The organism is Cupriavidus sp. UME77, from assembly GCF_014170355.1.
In the GTDB taxonomy this organism is placed as follows: domain Bacteria; phylum Pseudomonadota; class Gammaproteobacteria; order Burkholderiales; family Burkholderiaceae; genus Cupriavidus; species Cupriavidus basilensis.
In genome coordinates this window covers 129,991-149,476 of sequence record NZ_LZZU01000001.1, presented here as the reverse complement: position 1 = coordinate 149,476, position 19,486 = coordinate 129,991, and the positions used below count along the sequence as shown (strand labels likewise).

Here is a 19,486-nt window from a genome sequence, read left to right as displayed (position 1 = left end):
GATTTTAACTGGAGGGGGTGGGGGTGGGGGGATTTGGCAGGATGGAAAATGCGCACCCATGTACCTGCACGCAAGTGCCACCTGCCTGCGTGAACCGTGCCGGGGGCTCAAGCCAGGATCAAGCCAGGATCAAGCCAGGCTCAAGTCCGGTTCGCCCATGTCCATCCGCTCAACATTGAAGCGCTCCCTGACCATCACCACTACCCGGCGTGCCAGCGGCAAGCTCCGTAACGCTTCTTCCTCGCTCCTCCCGGGGAAATCGACCTCCGCGCTCCAGTTGCACCCGGTGTGGTCGGGCCGGTGCACGCATACGGCGTGCAGCTGGCAGCCCTGGCAGCCGGGTTGCGCATGCAGGCAATCGTTCAGCAGGCGCTTGAGTTCGGTCAGGGGCTTGGTCTGGCGATCCATGATGGACTCCGGTTGCGCACCGGCGCCCGCGGCGGGCGGGGACGGGCGAGGCCGTGGTTCCGACAATGGGGGCGGTGGAACGAGGGCCGTATCAGTTGATGGATTTGTCGGCCCGGCATTCCGGGCAAAGGCCGTATAGCACCAGCATGTGCTCGCGCAGCACGAAGGCATTGGCGCTTGCCACTTCACGCTGGCGGATCTCGATGGCTTCGTCGCGGAATTCTTCCACGCGGCCGCAGGCCACGCAGATCAGGTGGTCGTGGTGGCCGCCTTCGTTGAGCTCGAACACCGCGTGATCGGCTTCGAAGCTGTGGCGCAGCAGGATGTTGGCCTGCACCAGCTGGTTGAGCACGCGGTAGATCGTGGACAAGCCGGCGTCGACTTCCTGCGCCAGCAGGATGCGGTAGACATCTTCGGCGCTGAGGTGGCGCCGCTGGCTGGCACGGAAGACTTCCAGCACGCGAACGCGCGGCGACGTTGCCTTGAGTCCGGCACGCTTGAGGTCAATGGGTTCGGTACTGTCGGGAGGCATCAGCATGCTGCGGCTTGGCACCCGCATGGGGGCGCATCAATCGGAAATGAAGGTGTCTGGGCCGGCTGCGCCGTCACGCGCATTGGGCGGACGTTCGCGATACCAACCGTAGGCGTGCGGCGGGCGGCGTCCCGCAAGGAAGGCCGCCCGCTGCTGCGAGCCGTGGCGCACGGCTCGCGGAATAAAAAGATGGCTTGGCTTGTCGGCCGAAGAAGCGATCGGGAAAGCGGGGTCTGGTTGCTTTCCCGATCCTCCGGTGACTGGCTACTGCCAAACGCTCCGCGGTACGGAGCGGTCCCCACAAAAGACGGTGATGGATGCCGCGTTGCGACCTCTCAAAATTCTGGTTGCCGCGGGCTTGCCGCTGGCCTTGCTGTGTTCTGGTGCCTGGCGCCTAGCTGGTCTTGCTTGCCTGCGTCAGTCAGTGAAGCAATAGTAAATGGGAATTAATCTCATTACAAGAAGAATTTTCAACTTATTTGGGAAGGGATTTGCGGGTGGCGCGGCCGCCGGTTGCACGCAGCGCGGGAGGAAACATGGGGGGCAAGGCGGAAAAAGAGAACGTGCGCCGGGCAAGCGGGGAAAGTCCCCGGCGCACGCGAAGCGCGCAGTCAAGCGCGCGATGGCGGCGCCCGGCATGCCGAGCCCGGGACGCCGCTGGTTACTGCCCTATGCGGAGCTCAGGCGCCCGCCAGCCGGAACGTGCCAACGGCGCGGTGCAGCGCATCGGCCTGGTCTTCGAGGGAGGCGGCCGCGGCGGCTGCCTGCTCCACCAGCGCGGCGTTCTGCTGCGCCATCTGGTCCATCTGCGTCACGGCCTGGTTGACCTGCTCGATGCCGCCGGTCTGCTCTTCGGTGGCGGCGCGCATCTCGCCCATCAGGTCGGTCACGCGCTTGACCGCTTCCACGATCTCGTCCATCGCTTGCCCCGCGTTTTCCACCAGCGCCGAGCCATCATCCACCCGCTGCGCGGAGTTGCCGATCAGGGCTTTGATCTCCTTGGCGGCGGTGGCACTGCGCTGTGCCAGGCTGCGTACCTCGCCGGCTACCACCGCGAAGCCGCGGCCCTGGTCGCCCGCGCGGGCGGCTTCCACCGCGGCGTTGAGCGCCAGGATATTGGTCTGGAAGGCGATGCCCTCGATCACGCCGATGATGTCGACCACCTTGCCGGAGGCGGCCTTGATCTCGCCCATGGTGTTGACCACCTTGCCCACGATGACGCCGCCGCGCACCGCGATCTCCGATGCGCCCTCGGCCAGGCGGCTGGCCTGGCGCGCGTTGTCGGCGCTCTGGCGCACCGTGCCGGTGAGCTGCTCCATGCTGGCCGCGGTTTGCTCCAGCGACGCCGCTTGTTCTTCGCTGCGGCGCGACAGGTCGGCGTTGCCGGAGGCGATCTCCCTGGCCGCTCCGGCGATCGAATCCGCCGAGCCGCGGATACTGCCGATGGCGCCGGTCAGGCGGGTTTGCATCTGCTGCATGGCAAACAGCACGCTGTGGTTGTCGCCGGGCGCGGTGTGCACTTCGCTGGCCAGGTCGCCCTCGGCGATGCGCGCGGCGATGCGCGAAGTCAGCGCCGGCTCTCCGCCCAGCTGTTTATGCAGGCCGTTGGCGATGCGCAGCACCACCACAGTCATCACCGTGCCGATGCCCAGCAGCAAGGCCAGCGACTTGAGCAGTGCCTGGCGGAACGCCGCGTCGATATCGTCCAGGTAGACCCCGGCGATGAAGTTCCAGTCCCACGGCTTGAAGTTCGCCACGTAGCTCAGCTTGGGCTGCGGCGCCTCGGCGCCCGGCTTGGCCCACAGGTATTGCACGTAGCCCTGTCCCGCGCCCTTGCCGATCGCGGCGATATCGCGGAACAGATAAGTGCCCTTCGGGTCCTTGGTGTCTTCCATGTTCTTGCCATTCATCTCCGGCTTGAACGGGTGCATCACCACGACCGCGTTGGAGTGCATCAGGGTGAAGTAGCCGTCCTCGCCAAAGCGGATGGCGCGCACGCGCTCCAGGGCTTGCTGCTTGGCCTCCTCCATCGGCATCTTGCCGGTGCGTCCCAGTGCCTCGTACGACTGGACCATGGACAGCGCGGTTTCGGTGACGTGCGCCAGGTCGAGCTTTCTCTCCGCCAGGCGCAGCTCGCGCATCTGCCAGGCGTCCCATAGCGTCAGCCCGAGCAGGCAGACCCAGCTCAGCAGCAATGGCAACAGCAGTTTTTTCCTCAGGCTCAGGCGCTCCAGCATTCTCTCTCCCCTTTTTTCTAGCTATGGATTTACGGCTCTGCTGACGCGATAACGGCGGCCCCGAGGACAAACTTGACGATCGCTCGCTAGGGGATTTCCTCAGGTACAGCAAGGCTTGCAGGGGAATTCGGCAGTGGCGTGCGTGTAACCGCACAAATGAACTTCGGGCAGCGGATCACGCTGCACTTAGCGGCGCGCGCCGAGCCTGTAATGGAACGTAACGCCTGCTCACCAGCCCAAGCATTGCGATTTCAAATGAGAACCATTATCCTTTCGCCTTATTTGCTTGGACCGTCACCTGGCATGGGGCGCGGCACCTTCGCGCGGACGCGGCAAGCTGACCAGTGAGGCACCGGAGAAGCAGGTTGCCGGGCGCCGGAAGATCAACAAACATGACTGAAACATCGCTAGGGGCCGGCCAGCAGCGCCGGGCCTTCTGGCTCAAACACCTGCATCAGTGGCACTGGATCAGTTCGGCAATGTGCCTGATCGGCATGCTGTTGTTCGCCGTCACCGGCTTCACGCTCAACCACGCTGGCCAGATCGAGGCTCGCCCGCAAGTGGTCACACGCACGGCGAGCGCGCCGGCCAGCCTCACGGCGGCCTTGCGCCAGGCCACGCACGCAGACAAGGGCCCGGTGCCGGCGGCGCTGGCCGGCTGGTTGTCGCAGGAACTCGATATCGACACCCATGGCCGTGAAGCCGAGTGGCAGGCCGATGAGATCTATGTCGCATTGCCGCGCCCGGGTGGCGACGCCTGGGTCAGCGTGGCACTGGACAGCGGCGAGGTGCAGTACGAGAAGACCACGCGCGGCTGGATCTCCTACCTGAACGACCTGCACAAGGGCCGCAACACCGGCCGCGCCTGGAGCCTGTTCCTGGACGTGTTCGCCGCGGCCTGCCTGATCTTCAGCGTGACCGGGCTGTTCCTGCTCAAGCTGCACGCCGGTGGCCGCATGGCGACCTGGCCGCTGGTCGGGCTGGGCCTGGTGGTGCCGCTGCTGCTGGCGCTGTTGTTCATCCACTAACGATCATTAACGATGACTAGCGATCACCCGATCCCATTTACCGTTCAAAGACGAGGTCCCGTTATGCGCCGATTGCTTACCGTCACCCTTACCGGCCTGGCCGCGGCGCCGTTTGCCAGCCCGGCCGTGGCGGCCGAAATGAACGTCAAGGTAGAGATCCCGCGCCTGAACGTCGCGGAATACCACCGGCCCTATGTCTCGATGTGGATCGAGCGTGCCGACCAGAGCCCGGCCGCCACGCTGGCCGTCTGGTATGACGTCAAGCACAAGGACGGCGAAGGCACCAAGTGGCTCAAGGACATGCGCCAGTGGTGGCGCAAGGCCGGGCGCGACATGCAGATGCCCGCCGATGGCATCTCCGGCGCTACGCGCGCGGCCGGAGAGCACACGCTCACTTTCACGGATGCCAAGGCGCCGCTGGGCAAGCTGCCCGCCGGCGAGTATCAGCTCGTGGTGGAAGCCGCTCGCGAGGTCGGTGGCCGCGAGCTGCTGCGGGTGCCCTTTGCCTGGCCGCCGAAGACAGCCGCCTCGGCCAAGGCCAAGGGCGAGCATGAGCTTGGCGGCGTCTCGGTCGACCTCAAGCCCTGAGCCCTGAGCCCCGGACCGATCAACCAGCCCTGCATTCAATAGCAAGAGGAATAGGAACATGACGATGAAGACCTTCGCCACCAAACTGTCCGTCCAGGCCGCCGCGCTGGCCTTGGCCGCGCTGATGCCGCTGGCCGCCCACGCACACCGCCAGTGGCTGCTGCCGTCGGCGACCGTGCTGTCGGGCAGCGACCCGTGGGTGACCGTCGACGCCGCCGTGTCGAACGACCTGTTCTACTTCGAGCACGTGCCGCTGCGCCTCGACAACCTTGCCGTGACCGCGCCGGACGGCGCCGCGGCCAAGGTCGAGAACGCCAGCACCGGCCGCTATCGCAGCACCTTCGACGTGCACCTGACCCAGCCCGGCACCTACAAGGTGGCCATGGTCAACCACGGCCTGTTTGCCAGCTACAAGGTGGACGGCCAGGCCAAGCGCTGGCGCGGTTCGCCCGAAGCCTTCGCCAAGGAGGTGCCGGCCGGTGCGCAGGACCTGCAGGTGACGCAGGCCGACAGCCGCCTGGAAGCCTTCGTGACGGCGGGCAAGCCCACCGCCAAGGTGCTGCAGACCACTGGCCGAGGCCTGGAGCTGGCGCCCGTTACCCACCCGAACGACCTGGTCGCCGGCGACGCCGCCAGCTTCCGCCTGCTGCTGGACGGCAAGCCCGCCGCCAACGTCAAGGTAGCCGTGGTGCCGGGCGGCATCCGCTACCGCGACCAGTTGCAGGAAATGGCGTTCACCACCGACGCCGACGGCAAGTTCAGCGTCAAGTGGCCGGCCCCGGGCATGTACTGGATGGAAGCCGAGGTGCGCGACGACAAGGTTGCCGTCAAGGAAGCCAAGACGCGCCGCGCCAGCTATGCGGCCACGGTGGAAGTGCTGCCGCAGTAAGCGCAGTGCCACACCGGCAGGCAGCGGCGCGTGAGCCCCGTTGCCTGCGCAAGCCCTAAGCCCCCAGCGGGCTTTTTGTGTTTTCGTCGTTTCCGTCTCCTGTCCGTCACTATCCGTCACTATCCGTCACTGGCCGTCTCCTATGCAGCGTGTCCTGGTTCCCCTTTCGCTTGGTGCCGTGCCGCCCGTGCCTGCCGCGACGTCACGCCTGTGCCGGCGGCAAGGCGAGACCATGGGCACCACATGGTCGGTGGCGTGGGCCGCATCGCCCGTGGCAGTCGATCAAGACACGCTCGAGGCCGGCATCTGCGCCGTGCTGGCCGAGGTCGTCGCGCAGATGAGCAACTGGGACGAAGCCTCGGACGTGAGCCGCTTCAACCGCGCCGAGGCCGGCAGCTGGCAGGTGCTGCCAGCCGACTGCTTCACCGTGCTGAAGGCCGCGCTGCAAGTGGCGCGCGACAGCGGCGGCGCCTTTGACCCCAGCGCGGGGCCGCTGGTCGACCTGTGGGGCTTCGGCCCGGCGCCGCGCCGTGCCCAAGCGCCCGAGCTGGCGGCGCTGGAGCAGGCGCGCGGGCAATGCGCATGGCAGCGCATCGCCATCGACGAGGCCGGCAGCCGCGTGCAGCAGCCCGGCGGCATCCGGCTGGATTTCTGCGCCATCGCCAAGGGCTTTGGCGTGGACGCGGTGTCGCGCTACTTGAGCGGGCAGGGCATCGACAGCCACCTGGTGGAAATCGGCGGCGAGCTGCGCGGCCATGGCGTCAAGCCCGACGGCATGCCGTGGTGGGTCGCGCTGGAAACGCCACCGGGCGGCGGCGCGGCGGGGCACGAGACGCTGGTCGCGCTGCATGGCTTGTCGGTTGCCACCTCGGGCGATTACCGACGTTACTTCGATAGCGGCGGTCGCCGCTATGCGCACACGCTGGACCCGCGCACGGGCTATCCGGCCAGCCACGCGCTGGCCTCGGTCACGGTGCTGCACCCGCAATGCATGATGGCCGATGCGCTGTCCACCGCGCTGACCGTGCTGGGCCCTGAGGCGGGCATGGTGTTCGCCCGCCGCCATGCGCTGGCCGCGCGCTTCCTGATCCGCCGCAGCGATGGCTTCGACGAACGTTTGTCGCCGGCCTTCGAGGCCATGCTGTCATGACCACGCCCGATACCGCCTCCTCCCTGCCGATAGACCCGCCGGCCGCGGCCAGCCCGCGCCGGCAGGGCCACGAAGGCCATGCCGGGAATACCGGCTATACCGGCTATACCGGCGATACTGGCAATTCCCGCAAGCGCATCCGCGTCATCGACGCCGTGATCCTGCTAGGCGCGCTGGCTGGCGTGGCCGGCACCGCTCTGGGCCTTCTCGCACCCAGCCGCACCGGCATGGCCGCCGGCGTGTTGATGGCCTATGCCGGGTTCTGTGCCGCCGTGATCGGCCGGCATCGCCAGCGGCATGCGCGCGCCGGCCAGCTGGCCGAGGCAAAGGACGGCGCCACGGTCGTGGCCTACGCGAGCCAGAGCGGGTTTGCCGAGCAGCTTGCACTGCAAACCGCGCAAGCGCTGCAGGATGCCGGCGTGCCCGTGCAGCTGCTATCGTTCGACCAGCTGGAGGCCGGGCGTCTTGCCCATTGCCGCCAGGTGCTGTTCGTGGTCAGCACCACGGGCGAGGGCGATGCGCCAGACAGCGCCTCGGGCTTTGCGCGCCGCCTGACGGCCGCCGCCGGTGCGGGTGGCATGCGCGCGCTGCGCTACGGCATCCTCGCGCTTGGCGACCGCAGTTACGCGAACTACTGCGCCTTCGGCCACACGCTGTCGGCATGGATGCAGCGCCAGCATGCGCAGGCGCTCTTCGACATGGTGGAAGTGGACAACGGCGATGCCGGGGCCCTGCGCCACTGGCAGAACCATCTCAGCGCGCTCGCCGGCGGCGCCGAAATCGCCGACTGGGAAAAACCGCGCTACGGCGTCTGGCGCCTGCATGAGCGCAGGCTGCTCAATCCCGGCAGCCCGGGCGCACCAGCCTTCCATCTTGCGCTGGTGCCGGCAACCGTGGGCGAGGGCGCGCCGTCGTGGCAGGCCGGCGACATTGCCGAGATCGGCCCGTGTCTTGCGCCGTCCGAGGTGGCGCGCGTGCTGGCAAAGCTCTCGCTGGACGGTGACACCGCTGTGCGCTGCGATGGCGCATCCACCACGCTGGCGCAGGCGCTCGCCACGCGCATCGTCCTGCCAGATCCGCATCTGGCCGCGCTGGCCGGCGTCACGCCGCAACGGCTGGTGGATACGCTGCCGCTGCTGCCGCACCGCGAGTATTCGATTGCTTCGCTGCCGGGCGACGGGCAACTGGATTTGCTGGTGCGCCAGACGCGCCATGACGATGGCCGGCTCGGCCTGGCATCCGGCTGGCTCACCGCGCATGCGGCGCCGGGCGCGGGCATCGCCCTGCGCATCCGCACCAATCGCGGCTTTCATCCGCCTGCGGACGATCGCCCGCTGATCCTGATCGGCAACGGCACCGGCCTGGCGGGCCTGCGCGCGCATCTTAAGGCCCGGGCCGCGGCCGGGCACCATCGCAACTGGCTGCTGTTTGGCGAGCGCACCGCGGAGCACGACGCGTTTCACCACGACGAGCTCGCCGCATGGCAGGCCCATGGCGTGCTGCAGCGGCTGGACCTGGTCTACTCGCGCGATGGCGGCTCGCTGCATTACGTGCAGGACGCCGTGCGCGCATCGGCCGATGCACTGCGCGAATGGATCGAAGCCGGCGCGGCCATCTACGTTTGCGGCAGCCTCAAGGGCATGGCCGCTGGCGTCAACGCTGCGCTGTCGGACGTGCTGGGCGAAGAGGCCCTGCTGCGCCTTGGCGAGCAGGGCCGGTATCGGCGCGACGTCTACTGAGACTGCCTGGGAATGATCAGGCTGGCGCAGCGTCCGCCGCCACCTCCATCAGCGCATCCACCACCACCGCACCGCCCGCGCTCACCATCACCGGGTTGAGGTCGATCGAGCGGATCGCGCCGCCGGCCTCAAGCATCAGCTGGCCCACGCCCACGGCGATCCGGCACAGCGCCGCCACATCGACAGCCGGCTCGCCGCGCACGCCCGCCAGCAGCGGCGCAATGCGCAGGCCGGCTACGGCGCGCGCCACCGCGGCCTCGCTGCACGGCGCCAGCAGCACGGCCGTGTCGCGCAGCACCTCCACATACTTGCCGCCGTCTCCCACCAGCACCACCGGCCCGAACACCGGGTCCCAGTGCGCGCCCACCATGCATTCGCGCTGGCCGCATTCCATGCGCGCCACCACCACGCCCTCGCAGGCCGCGCCGAGCTTGTCCAGGATGTCGGTCTGCGTGAGGAAGGCCTGCGCCACGGCATGTTCATCGTTGCAGTTCAATGCGACAAGGCCGTGCTCGCTCTTGTGCGGCACTTGCGGCGAGCTGGCCTTGACTGCGACGGGCCCCTTCAACTCGCGCCAGGCCGCGACCGCTTCGTCCACGCTCTGGCACAGCTTGTGCGCTACCACCGGGATGCCGGCCAACGCCAGGCGCGCGAGGCTCGCCGCCTCGCTCAGCGTGTGGCCGGTAGCGCCCGACGCAGCTCCCGCTGCATCGCTTGCCGCGGGCCGATGCGCGGCGACGGCCGTGTCTTGCGCGGCCACATCGCGCAGTTGCTGCTGATGCGTGACCAGTTGCGCGAATGCAGCCAGCGCCTCGGCGCCGCTGGCATAGGTGGGCACGTTGGCCGCGCGGAACGCAGCTGCCACCGGCGCCTGCCAGGCCGCCACGGCAATCGGCTTGCCGGCGTTGTTGGCAAAGCTGGCGGCATCGCGCGCAAAGCGCGGCAGGTCGTAGCCCATGCCCGCCACCGGGATATCGAGCAGCAGCAGGTCGGCGGCGGGGTCGGCGGCCACCACCGGCAGCACGTCGCCAAACAGCCCGCTGTTGGTCAGCAGCGCGGCGGTGACATCGACCGGGTTTGCGGTTGAGGCGAATCCGGGCAGGCGCTCCGCCAGCGCCGCTTGCGTGGCCTGCGACAGCGGCGCCAGCGCAAGCCCGAGCGGCTCGGCCGCATCGGCCGCCATCACGCAGCTCGCGCCGGAATTGCTCACCACCACCAGCTGCCGCCCGCCGGCCTGCCAGCCGCGCAGGTAAAGCGGCGCACAGCGCGCCAGCGCGTGCGCATCATCCACGCGGCAGATGCCGTGCCGCGCCAGGAAGGCACCCACCGCGCGGTCTTCATTGGCAATGGCGCCGGTGTGCGACGCCGCCGCGCGCTGGCCCGCGCTGGAGCGGCCCGCCTTGACGGCAACGATGGGCACGCCACGGCGGCGCGCCACCGCGGCGGCTTGCGCCAGCACGGCCGGATCGGTCAGGCTCTCCAGGTACAGCAGGATCAGTTGCACATCGGGGTCATGCGCCACGGCCAGCGCCAGCTCGCTCACCGTGATGTCGGCTTCGTTGCCGGTGGCGTGCATATGGCGCACGCCGATGCCCTGGCCGCGCAGCAGGCCGTAGACCACGGCGCTGACGCCGCCGCTCTGGCTCACGACGGCCACCGGGCCATCCTGCGGCGGCACTTCGATAAACATGGTGGAGAAGCTGGCAATGGTGCCGGTGCCGAAATTGGCCAGGCCCTGGCTGTTCGGGCCAACCAGGCGCAGCCCCGCGCCGGTGGCAACCCGCACCATCTCGTCCTGCTGGCGGCGGCCTTCCTCGCCGGCTTCGCCGAAGCCCGAGGCGATCACGATCGCGGCTGCCACGCCCAGCCGCGCGCAATCGCGCACCGCCGACACCGCTGCGTCGCCGCCTACCACGATGATGGCCAGCTCCGGCACTTCGGGCAGTGCGTCGAGCGAGGCAAAGGCAGGCAGGCCCTGGATGGTGTCGCGCTGCGGGTTCACCGGGAAGAGCTTGCCGGCGTAGCCATGCTCGCGCATGTAGTAGATGGGCCGGCCACCGATCTTGTGGATATGGTCGGAGGCGCCGATCACCGCGATCGAGCGCGGCGCCAGCAAGGCTTGCAAGGTCTGGTTCATGATGAATGCGATCCGGAATCAAAGGCCGGCACGTCCGGCTCCAGGGAACAGCGAGAATGGCTCAATCGATGGTGGCGCCGGAGGCCTTGACCACCTTGCCCCATTTGTCGATCTCCCGGGTCAGGAACTGCGCCGTGGCGCCAGGCGTCGTCCATTCCGCGGCGAAGCCCTGCGTAGCGAACTTGGCCCGTACCTCCTCCTGTTCAAGCACGGCCTTCAGCGCGCTGCTCAAGGTGGCGATCACGGCCTGTGGTGTCGCCGCCGGCGCGAGCAGGGCATTCCACGCGGTAGCCTCGTAGCCGGGCAGGCCAGCCTGCGCCATGGTGGGCACATCGGGCGCGGCGGGCGAGCGCGTTGCGCCGGTGATCGCCAGCGCGCGCAGCCGGCCCTCGCGCACGAAGGGCATGGCGGAGAGCATGGTGTCGAACATGACCGTGGCTTGCCCGCCCATCACATCGGTGAGCGCGGGCGCGCTGCCTTTGTACGGCACGTGGGTCATGTGCGTGCCCGCCATGCTGTTGAACAGCTCCGCGGCGAGGTGCGTGGACTGGCCGTTGCCGGAGCTGGCAAAGCTGACTTGTCCCGGCTTGGCCTTGGCCAGCGCGATCAGCTCCGCGACATTGGCCGCCGGCGTGGCGGGCGCCGTGACCAGCACCAGCGGGCCGCGCGTCAGCAGCGAGACCGGGGCGAAGTCCTTCTGCGTGTTGTAGCCAGGCTTGGTAAACAGCGTCATGTTGATGGCGTGCGCCGTGGTCGCCACCAGCAGCGTGTAGCCATCCGGCGCGGCCTTCGCGGTGGCCTCGGCACCGATATTTCCGCCCGCGCCGGGCCGGTTCTCGATCACCACGGGCTGCTTGAGCTGCTCCGACAATCTCTGCCCGACCACGCGCGCCACGATGTCGGTGGGGCCGCCGGGCGGGTAAGGCACAACCAGCCGCACCGGACGCGTTGGCCAGTCCTGCGCGCGTGCGCCGGGCGCGGCCAGCAGCACGGCGGCCATTGCCATCGCGCCCATCAGCAGGGCGCGCGCGGGCCGCCGAAGCGGCAAGGTTCGGACCATGTCGATCTCCAGAGTGTCGATGTGTGTTGCTGCGTCGTGCTACGTAGTGCTACGCCGTGCCATGCGGCTACTCGCGCTGGAAACGCAGCAGCGTGCGCTCGCCATGGCGCATGAACCCCGCGCGCACGCGCTCGCCGATCGTCACGCCGGGCTCGGCATGCGCCATCACGCGCGGGCCTTCGTCAAGCGTGGCCAGCACCAGCGTGTAAGGCGCCAGCGCGCGGAAATCCTCGGTGGGCGCGCGCGCGACTTCGGTGACGCTGTGCACGGTAGCGCGGCCCGTGGCGTCGCGCCACGCCAGCCGCGTGCTGCCGCAAGCGCGGCATGCATGGCGCTGCAGCGGTTGCCACGCGGCGCAGTCCTCGCACGCCTGATAGCGCACCACGCCCGCGTCGAGGCCGGCCCGATAGGAATGGTCAGTGTTCATGGCGATGTCCTTGGCGCAGGTGCGCGGCGGCGGGTAGTTGAAGCGTTCTCATGCCGCCTCCAGCACCAGGCTGACATGCGAAGACAGCACCCCGCCATCCGCGTGGAACAGCGCGCGCTTGCGCGGCGGCAACTGGCGCGCGCCAGCCTTGCCCGCAAGCTGCCGCGTGGCTTCCGCCAGATGCATCAGGCCGCCGGCCACGCCTGAGTGCCCGAAGGCAAGCAGGCCGCCGTGCGTGTTGAGCGGCAGCGCGCCGTCGCGCGCAAAGTCGCCCGCCGCAAGCCGCTGTGGCGAGCCGCCGCGCGCGGCTATGCCAAGCTCTTCGAGCAGCATGGCCAGCGTGATCGTGAACGAGTCGTAGATCGCCAGGTAGTCGATCTGTCCGATCGTGTTGCCCGCTTGCGCGAGTGCGCGCCGCGCGGCGTCGGCGGCGCCGGTAGCCAGCACGCTGTCGAGCGCGCACAAATGCTGGTGGCGATGCGCCTGCCCCGCGCCCGTGATGCGCACGGGCGTGCCACCGCCCGGCTCGGCGGACACCACCAGCGCCACCGCGCCATCGGAGATCGGGCAGCAGTCCGACAGCCGCAGCGGCGTGGCGATGGGCTTGGCGGCGCGTGCCGCCTCCAGCGTGAGCGGCTCGCGCAGGTGCGCATCGGGGTGCCCCGCCGCGTGCTCGCGCATCAGCACCGCGAAGCCGCTGAGCGCGTCGGCGCGCATGCCGGTCTCGGCCAGATAGCGCGAGGCCAGCAGCGCGTAGTAAGCCGGCACGGAAGCGCCATTGGGCACTTCCATGTCCGGCTCGCCAACCTGCGCCAGCGTCTGGATGGACTGGTCGCGGCTCTGGCCGGAGAGGCGGTTCTCGCCGGCCACCACCAGCACGTTGCGGCAGCGCCCGGCGCCCACCAGCTCGCGCGCCAGCATGGCCATCACGCCGCCGGTGGCGCCGCCGGAGGCCACGCCGTGCGCGTAGGCCGGATCGAGCGAGGCGTACTCGCAAAAGCGCGTGGCCAGCATCAGGTGCGGCAGCGTGGTGGCGTAGCCGCACAGCACGCCGTCGATGTCGGCGCGGGCCAGGCCGGCGTCGGCCAGCGCGGCGTCGGTGGCCTGCGCCATCAGCGTCAGCGGCGTGCTGCCCTCGACGCGGCCAAAGCGCGTATTGCCCGCGCCGCGCAGGTAAGCTGCGTGTTGCATGTCGTCTCGCTTGACCGTCACCGCTTCACCGCTTCAGCAGCGGGCACTGCGACTTGGCCACCGGCATGAAGGCCTGGTCGCCGGGCACCGTGGCCAGCAGCTTGTAGTAGTCCCATGGGTACTTCGATTCCGCCGGCGTCTTGACCTCGAACAGGTACATGTCGTGGATCATGCGGCCGTCCTCGCGGATGCGGCCGTTCTTGGCGAAGAAGTCGTTGATCGGCATCGCCTTCATCTGCTTCATGACGGCAGCGGTTTCGTCGGTACCCGCGGCCTGGATCGCCTTGAGGTAATGCATCACCGACGAATAAGTGCCGGCCTGACTCATGTTCGGCATCTTCTTGAGCTTCTCGAAGTACCGGCGCGACCACGCGCGCGTGGCGTCGTTCATGTCCCAGTAGAAGCCCTCGGTCAGCAGCAGCCCGGATGCGGTCTTCAGGCCGATGGCGTGGATGTCGTTGATGTACAGCAGCAGCCCCGCCATGCGCTGGTTGCCACCTTTGGTCAGGCCGAATTCGCTGGCCGCCTTGATGGCGTTGACGGCATCGCCGCCGGCATTGGCCAGGCCCACCACCTGCGCCTTGCTGGCCTGGGCCTGCAGCAGGTAGGAAGCAAAATCGCTGGCGCCGATGGGATGGCGCGCCGCGCCGAGCACCTTGCCGCCGGTCTCGTTGATCACCGCGGTGGCGGATTCCTGCAGCGTATGGCCGAAGGCGTAGTCGGCGGTCAGGAAGAACCACGTCTTGCCGCCGCGCTGCACCACCGCGCGCGCTGTGGAATTGGCCAGCGCGTAGGTGTCATAGGCGTAGTGCACCGAGACCGGCGTGCACAGGTCGTTGGTGATGCGCTCGGTGCCGGGGCCGGAGAACACCACGATCTTGTTTTTCTGCTTGGCGACCTCCAGCACCGCCAGGGCCGGTGCCGAGGCGGCCACGTCCAGGATGGCGTCGACGTGGCCCGTATCGAACCACTCGCGCGCCTTGCTGGCGGCGATGTCGGCCTTGTTCTGGTGATCGGCCACCACCAGCTCGATCTTCTTGCCCAGCACCTTGCCGCCAAAATCGTCGATGGCCATCTGCGCGGCGGTGGCGCTGCCGCGTCCGGTCACGTCGGCGTACAGGCCGCTCATGTCGAGGATCAGGCCGATCTTGACCTCGTCATCGGAAATGCCGGCCTTGGCCGGCTGCGCATTGGCCTGTCCTGCGCCGCACAGCAACGCGGCGGCGATGGCGAGCGCGCCCAGCGGGCGGCGCAGCAGCGAGTGGTTTCGGTTCATGGTGGTCTCCTCCAGCTTTGGTCTTGTTGACTTGCTTTCTTGTGGGTGCCTAGACGGTAGCGATCGGCGTGGTGGGCGAGCCCACCGCGCCCGGCAGCCGCAGCGGCGGCGCCGTCAGCATGAAGCGCGAGCGCTGGTTGGCACGCAGCCACTGCGCGAGCTCCTTCAGGTACCAGAGCTCGCCCAGCGGCAGGCCGAGCTTGAACAGGCAGTGATGGTGTAGCGGCAGCAGCGGATGATTTGGCTGGTCGGCCGGCGCGGGCCGCGCGGGATAGCGCTCCACCGCGTAGTTGTCGGCGATCAGCGCGGCGATGCCCGCATCGGTGATCCAGTTCAGCAGGCGGTCGTCGCGGCCGTCGAGCGCGCAACAGCTGTGATGCAGCACGGCTTCGTCCGGCTCGCGCTGCATCGACAGCACCACTTCGGCAAAGCCCGTGCGCAGCAACAGCATGTCGCCGGGTTCCACCTCCACCCGGTCGGCCTCCAGCACGCGCATCAGATCGTCGTAGCCCACGTTGCGCAAATCCTGGCCAAACGCATTGGCCAGGTCCACCAGCACGCCGCGCCCCTGCATGCCCTTGACGGCGAAGTTCTCGATGCCGAGCGCGCGCGCCTCACTGTGGTCGTGGCCGCAGGCGTGCGCGGCAAAATGATCGTCCTCCGCGTAGTCCACCGGGCCCACGATGTGCTCGTTGGCGCGATAGCCGTTGTAGTAGACCCGCTCCGGGCGGCCATCGCCATCCGCATCGAACAGCGCGCCCACGTGGGCGAGCGAGTCCCACTGCGTGGAGTACTGCAGCGACAGCAGCACTTGGTCGTCGCTGATCACGTCGGTGGCGCTTGGGTCGACCTTGGCCAGCGGGAAGTTCACATAGGGTATGTCGTCGCGGAAGGTGGGGCGCAGCACTGGCGGATGGCGGCGCGGGTTGAGCTTGTTGCCGCCCGGATAATCCAGCGGCAGCGACAGGCAGAACGACAGCCCGGCCTGTACCTCGCGCGCGCCCTTGCGCACCTGCTCGGCGCCGATCAGGTTGACGCGGCCAAGCTGGTCGTCGGGGCCGAAGTCGCCCCAGTTGGAACCTTGCGGTCGTTGCTTCCAGCGCATGCTCTCTGTCTCCGGTTACAGGTCGGTAGTGGTGGTTCGCCGCGTCTTGCGCGCAGTCGGGGTCTTGGTCGTTGGCGTGGCGCTGGCCATGGTGGCGTTGCGCCGGCGTGCCGCCGCCGAGTTGGGCGCCGGCGGTGTCCAGGCGGCGCAAACGGCTTCGGCTTCGCGGCGCAGCGCACGCGCGAGCGCCGGTTCGCGCTCAGTGATGCGCTCGTTGAGCGCGGCGATGCTGATGGCGCCAAGCGGGTAGCCATCCGGGTCGGGCAGCGCGATGGCGATGCCGCCCATGCGTTCCACCACCACATCCAGCAGTACCGCGTAGCCGCGCGCGCGCGTTGCCTCCACCTCGCGCAGCAGCATCGCCGCGCTGATGCGCGGATAGCGCTTGAGCGCGGGGGCAATGGCGTGCAAGGTGGCTTCCACCTCGGCATCGGGCAGTGCCGCCAGCAGCGCCAGGCTGCCCGCGCCGACCCCAAGCGGGCGCCGGCTGCCCACGTCGAGGTAGTTGGCGCGGATCGGAAAGGTGCCGGGGCGCAGTTCCAGGCAGACGGATTCCCAGCCGCTTGGCACGGACAGGATGGTGGTGTCCTCGAAGGCTTGGGCAAGCCGGATCAGCGCCGGCCGCACGCTGGCGCGCGGGTCGATGCGGCGCACGCTGGCCGCGCGCAGCGCCAGCCATTCGGGGCCCAGCGTGAACGCCTTGGTGTCGGGGTCGCGCTCGATAAAGCCCTCGGCCGCCAGCGTGTCCAGCAGGCGCAGCGCCGAGGCCTTGTCGACGCCAGCCGCCAAGGCCAGGTCGGTCAGGCGCGTATTGCGCGCGTCCGACAGCACCCGCAGCAGCCTGCAGGCCTTCTGGAGGGAGGTAGTCGGTACCGTCACGCGCGCGCACTCCGGAGTCGGCCGGTTTCGGAGAGTGAAACCGGTTTTGGGGTTATAGGCTTCCATGCGTGCCCCGTCATTCTGCACTGCATCAAAGTTTTGCCTGATGAAATTCGTGGAAAGCCGCGCCAGTTGGGTGTTCGCGGCGGTTTCCAGGACGTGAGCCGGGTTGCGATCCTGCAAAAACGGGTAGCCCGATTAGGCTCGCCCGCGCGACTTCCGCTATCCTTGGCGGCGATTCGCCGCGCCAGCACGGCTCGCGACGCCCGATTTCTACCCGATGCGATCCCCACGTCCCCAAGGAAACACCATGGTTTGCCGAGCCCGCCGCCTTGCCGCCCTGCTCATCCTGAGCACTGCCGCCGCCGCCGCCCAGGCCGTGCCACCGGCAGCCGCAACCGCCGCAACCGCGGCGGCCCCCGCCAACGAACGCTTCCAGGTGGCGGGCCTGGAGAAGCCCGCCAGCATCCTGATTGACCGCTGGGGTGTGCCGCATATCTACGCCAACACCCTGTACGACGCCTTTTACGTACAAGGCTTCATGGCCGCGCGCGACCGCCTGTGGCAGATCGACTTGTGGCGCAAGCGTGGCCTGGGCGAGATGGCCAAGGATTTTGGGCCGGCCTATGTGGAAGGGGACCGCATGGCGCGCGCCGTGCTGTTCCGAGGCGACATGTACCGCGAGTGGCTGGCCTACGGCTCGGACGCCAAGCGTGTGGCGGAGGCGTTCGTGGCTGGCGTGAACGCCTATGTAGCGCAGACGGAGAGCAGGCCGGACTTGCTGCCGCCGGAGTTTCGCGTCCTGAACTACAAGCCCGCGCGCTGGCGTGCGGAAGACATCGTGCGTATCCGCCATCACGGGCTCACGCTCAATTTCATGGGCGAGGTCAATCGCGCTCAGGTCTACTGCCAGGTCAAGCCCGATGCCGCCCGCACCGACTGGGTGCAGCGCGAGCTGGATCCGCCGATCCAGCCCAAGCTGCCGGATGGCCTCGACCCCTGCGCGCTGCCGACCGTGGAGCTGCGCCGCGCCTATGAGCTTGCCACCGCCGCGCCGCGTTTTCCGAAGGAGTGGTGGGCTTCGGCCAGGGCGGAGGGGATCCCGCATGAAGCGTTGTATGCGGTGCTTGACACCAACAGCGACACCGCGCGCAGCCTCGGCTCCAACAACTGGGTGATCTCGGGCTCGCGCACCAGCACCGGCCGGCCCATCCTTGCCAATGACCCGCACCGCGCGCATGGCGCGCCCAGCCTGCGCTACATCAGCCACCTGAACGCGCCGGGGATGTCGGTGATCGGAGCCGGCGAGCCGTTCCTGCCGGGGATCTCGATCGGGCACAACGACAACATCGGTTTTGGCCTGACCCGCTTCTACATGGATCAGGAGGATCTCTACGTCTACGAGACCAACCCGGCGCAGCCGCACGAATACAAGTACCGGGGCCGTTGGGAACCGATGGAAACCGTGACCGAAGAGATCGCCGTCAAGGGCGAGGCCACGCCGCGCAAGATCAGCCTGGACTTCACCCGCCACGGCCCGGTACTGGTCACGGATGCCAAGGGCAACCGCGCCTATGCGCTGCGCGCGGCCTGGCTGGACCAGGGCATGGCGCCGTACTTCGGCTCCATGGACTACATGCGCTCCCAGAACTGGGACCAGTTCCGCGCCGCGATGAACCGCTGGGGCGCCCCGGGCGAGAACCAGGTCTACGCCGACCGCGAAGGCAACATTGGCTGGATCCCCGGCGGCCTGACCGTCATCCGCCCCAACTGGGATGGCCTGACGCCAGTACCGGGCGATGGCCGCTACGAGTGGGCGGGCTACCGCAACATGGATGAGCTGCCGTGGGCCTACAACCCGGCCGCCGGCTATGTGGTGACCGCCAACGAGAACAACATCCCGCCCAACCACCCCGCGGCCAAGATGGGCGTGGGCTACGAATGGAGCGACACGGCGCGCGCGCGGCGGCTCAAGAGCCTGGTGGCGGCGAACCCGCATTCCTCGGTGGCGGATAGCATGGCGTGGCAGAACGACACCACCTCGCTGCCGGCGCTGCGCGCGGTGGCGTTGCTGGCCAACGTGCGCACCGAGGACGCCCAGGCGCGGCGGGGACTCGACCTGCTGCGCGGTTGGGACGGCAACGAGCGCGCCGACAGCGCGCCGGCCGCGTTGTTCGAAGTCTGGTTCAGCAAGTACCTGCGCCCGGCGGTGGTGCGCGCGGCGCTGTCGCCGGAAGGCGCCAGGCTTGCGGGCTACGGTGACGCCAGCCGCGTGCTGGCGGTGCTGGAAAAACCCGAGCCGTGGATGCCGGTGGAGCGCCGCAACGAAGTCATCGTGGCTTCGCTCAAGAGCGCCATGGCGGAGGTGGAGCGCAAGCTCGGCCCGGACCCTAAAGCCTGGCAATGGGGCAAGCTGCACACCGCGGTGTTCAATCATCCGCTCGACCCGCTGCTGGACAACGCGACGCGCCAGCGCTACGACGTCAACGCCGGGCCGATCGGCGGGTCTTCCTTCACGCCAATGAACACGAGCTACCGCAACAGCGACTACCAGCTCACCGCGGGCGCATCGTTCCGCATGGTGCTGGACGTGGGCAACTGGGATGCCTCGCGCGTGGTCAACGCACCCGGGCAATCCGGCAATCCCGCCAGCCCGCACTATCGCGACCTGGCGCAGATGTGGGCGAGGGGCGATTACTTCCCGCTGCTCTACACGCGCAAGGCGGTGGAGAAGGAGACGCGGGAGAAGGTGGAGCTGGTGCCGCAGTAAACCTGCGGCGGGCTCGTTCAGCCCGGGCCCAGCTGCAGCGTCATCTCCGGCATGCGCGCGCTGCAACAGG

Annotated in this window: 16 protein-coding genes; 6 read left to right on the top strand and 10 right to left on the bottom strand. The window is 68.6% G+C overall.

Going from position 1 to position 19,486, the window contains the following annotated elements; genetic code table 11:
• Positions 1-129: 129 nt before the first annotated feature.
• From A9975_RS00670 to A9975_RS00660, 3 genes are all read right to left on the bottom strand, one after another.
• On the bottom strand, positions 130-408 hold the full coding sequence (locus tag A9975_RS00670) for a hypothetical protein (RefSeq protein ID WP_183030935.1): 279 nt from the start codon (positions 406-408) through the stop codon (positions 130-132).
• Between the two features lie 91 nt (positions 409-499).
• Positions 500-946, bottom strand: coding sequence for a ferric iron uptake transcriptional regulator (gene fur, locus A9975_RS00665; RefSeq protein WP_370563590.1), 447 nt, complete (start codon positions 944-946; stop codon positions 500-502).
• Between the two features lie 674 nt (positions 947-1,620).
• On the bottom strand, positions 1,621-3,177 hold the full coding sequence (locus A9975_RS00660; protein WP_183030933.1) for a methyl-accepting chemotaxis protein: 1,557 nt from the start codon (positions 3,175-3,177) through the stop codon (positions 1,621-1,623).
• A 392-nt stretch (positions 3,178-3,569) separates the two neighbouring features.
• Between A9975_RS00660 and A9975_RS00655 the strand changes: the two genes are divergently transcribed.
• From A9975_RS00655 to A9975_RS00635, 5 genes are all read left to right on the top strand, one after another.
• Positions 3,570-4,205, top strand: coding sequence for a PepSY-associated TM helix domain-containing protein (locus A9975_RS00655; RefSeq protein ID WP_183030932.1), 636 nt, complete (start codon positions 3,570-3,572; stop codon positions 4,203-4,205).
• A 63-nt stretch (positions 4,206-4,268) separates the two neighbouring features.
• On the top strand, positions 4,269-4,793 hold the full coding sequence (locus A9975_RS00650) for a DUF2271 domain-containing protein (RefSeq protein ID WP_183030931.1): 525 nt from the start codon (positions 4,269-4,271) through the stop codon (positions 4,791-4,793).
• A 64-nt stretch (positions 4,794-4,857) separates the two neighbouring features.
• Positions 4,858-5,682, top strand: a complete 825-nt coding sequence (locus tag A9975_RS00645; RefSeq protein ID WP_183030948.1) for a DUF4198 domain-containing protein — start codon at positions 4,858-4,860, stop codon at positions 5,680-5,682.
• Positions 5,683-5,824: 142 nt separating this feature from the next.
• Positions 5,825-6,832, top strand: a complete 1,008-nt coding sequence (locus A9975_RS00640; protein WP_183030930.1) for an FAD:protein FMN transferase — start codon at positions 5,825-5,827, stop codon at positions 6,830-6,832.
• A 227-nt stretch (positions 6,833-7,059) separates the two neighbouring features.
• A complete protein-coding gene (locus A9975_RS00635; RefSeq protein ID WP_255502980.1) occupies positions 7,060-8,571 on the top strand; it encodes a sulfite reductase flavoprotein subunit alpha in 1,512 nt (503 codons plus the stop codon).
• A 16-nt stretch (positions 8,572-8,587) separates the two neighbouring features.
• Here the strand turns inward: A9975_RS00635 and A9975_RS00630 are convergent, their stop codons facing one another.
• From A9975_RS00630 to A9975_RS00600, 7 genes are all read right to left on the bottom strand, one after another.
• Positions 8,588-10,708 carry an acetate--CoA ligase family protein gene (locus tag A9975_RS00630; RefSeq protein ID WP_183030928.1) on the bottom strand — a complete coding sequence of 707 codons (2,121 nt, stop codon included), beginning with the start codon at positions 10,706-10,708 and terminating at the stop codon, positions 8,588-8,590.
• Between the two features lie 61 nt (positions 10,709-10,769).
• Positions 10,770-11,768 carry a tripartite tricarboxylate transporter substrate binding protein gene (locus tag A9975_RS00625; RefSeq protein ID WP_183030927.1) on the bottom strand — a complete coding sequence of 333 codons (999 nt, stop codon included), beginning with the start codon at positions 11,766-11,768 and terminating at the stop codon, positions 10,770-10,772.
• A 67-nt stretch (positions 11,769-11,835) separates the two neighbouring features.
• The gene (locus A9975_RS00620; protein ID WP_183030926.1) at positions 11,836-12,195 is read right to left on the bottom strand and encodes a Zn-ribbon domain-containing OB-fold protein; all 360 of its coding nucleotides are present in this window, start codon (positions 12,193-12,195) and stop codon (positions 11,836-11,838) included.
• A gap of 48 nt (positions 12,196-12,243) precedes the next feature.
• On the bottom strand, positions 12,244-13,386 hold the full coding sequence (locus A9975_RS00615; RefSeq protein WP_183030925.1) for a thiolase family protein: 1,143 nt from the start codon (positions 13,384-13,386) through the stop codon (positions 12,244-12,246).
• A 25-nt stretch (positions 13,387-13,411) separates the two neighbouring features.
• The gene (locus A9975_RS00610; protein WP_183030924.1) at positions 13,412-14,662 is read right to left on the bottom strand and encodes an ABC transporter substrate-binding protein; all 1,251 of its coding nucleotides are present in this window, start codon (positions 14,660-14,662) and stop codon (positions 13,412-13,414) included.
• 49 nt (positions 14,663-14,711) lie between these two features.
• Positions 14,712-15,767 carry a cyclase family protein gene (locus tag A9975_RS00605; RefSeq protein ID WP_183030923.1) on the bottom strand — a complete coding sequence of 352 codons (1,056 nt, stop codon included), beginning with the start codon at positions 15,765-15,767 and terminating at the stop codon, positions 14,712-14,714.
• A gap of 15 nt (positions 15,768-15,782) precedes the next feature.
• The gene (locus A9975_RS00600; RefSeq protein ID WP_183030922.1) at positions 15,783-16,646 is read right to left on the bottom strand and encodes a helix-turn-helix domain-containing protein; all 864 of its coding nucleotides are present in this window, start codon (positions 16,644-16,646) and stop codon (positions 15,783-15,785) included.
• A 310-nt stretch (positions 16,647-16,956) separates the two neighbouring features.
• On the opposite strand from A9975_RS00600, the gene A9975_RS00595 reads away from it, so the two are divergent.
• Entirely contained in the window at positions 16,957-19,416 is a 2,460-nt protein-coding gene (locus A9975_RS00595; protein WP_183030921.1) for a penicillin acylase family protein, read from the top strand.
• The last annotated feature ends 70 nt before the right edge of the window (positions 19,417-19,486 follow it).

Bases quoted from the DNA above. Each gene is read 5' to 3' on its own strand.
- A9975_RS00670 (WP_183030935.1), bottom strand. From the start codon at position 408: ATGGATCGCCAGACCAAGCCCCTGACCGAACTCAAGCGCCTGCTGAAC.
- fur (WP_370563590.1), bottom strand. From the start codon at position 946: ATGCTGATGCCTCCCGACAGTACCGAACCCATTGACCTCAAGCGTGCC.
- A9975_RS00660 (WP_183030933.1), bottom strand. From the start codon at position 3,177: ATGCTGGAGCGCCTGAGCCTGAGGAAAAAACTGCTGTTGCCATTGCTG.
- A9975_RS00655 (WP_183030932.1), top strand. From the start codon at position 3,570: ATGACTGAAACATCGCTAGGGGCCGGCCAGCAGCGCCGGGCCTTCTGG.
- A9975_RS00650 (WP_183030931.1), top strand. From the start codon at position 4,269: ATGCGCCGATTGCTTACCGTCACCCTTACCGGCCTGGCCGCGGCGCCG.
- A9975_RS00645 (WP_183030948.1), top strand. From the start codon at position 4,858: ATGAAGACCTTCGCCACCAAACTGTCCGTCCAGGCCGCCGCGCTGGCC.
- A9975_RS00640 (WP_183030930.1), top strand. From the start codon at position 5,825: ATGCAGCGTGTCCTGGTTCCCCTTTCGCTTGGTGCCGTGCCGCCCGTG.
- A9975_RS00635 (WP_255502980.1), top strand. From the start codon at position 7,060: ATGGCCGCCGGCGTGTTGATGGCCTATGCCGGGTTCTGTGCCGCCGTG.
- A9975_RS00630 (WP_183030928.1), bottom strand. From the start codon at position 10,708: ATGAACCAGACCTTGCAAGCCTTGCTGGCGCCGCGCTCGATCGCGGTG.
- A9975_RS00625 (WP_183030927.1), bottom strand. From the start codon at position 11,768: ATGGTCCGAACCTTGCCGCTTCGGCGGCCCGCGCGCGCCCTGCTGATG.
- A9975_RS00620 (WP_183030926.1), bottom strand. From the start codon at position 12,195: ATGAACACTGACCATTCCTATCGGGCCGGCCTCGACGCGGGCGTGGTG.
- A9975_RS00615 (WP_183030925.1), bottom strand. From the start codon at position 13,386: ATGCAACACGCAGCTTACCTGCGCGGCGCGGGCAATACGCGCTTTGGC.
- A9975_RS00610 (WP_183030924.1), bottom strand. From the start codon at position 14,662: ATGAACCGAAACCACTCGCTGCTGCGCCGCCCGCTGGGCGCGCTCGCC.
- A9975_RS00605 (WP_183030923.1), bottom strand. From the start codon at position 15,767: ATGCGCTGGAAGCAACGACCGCAAGGTTCCAACTGGGGCGACTTCGGC.
- A9975_RS00595 (WP_183030921.1), top strand. From the start codon at position 16,957: ATGGTTTGCCGAGCCCGCCGCCTTGCCGCCCTGCTCATCCTGAGCACT.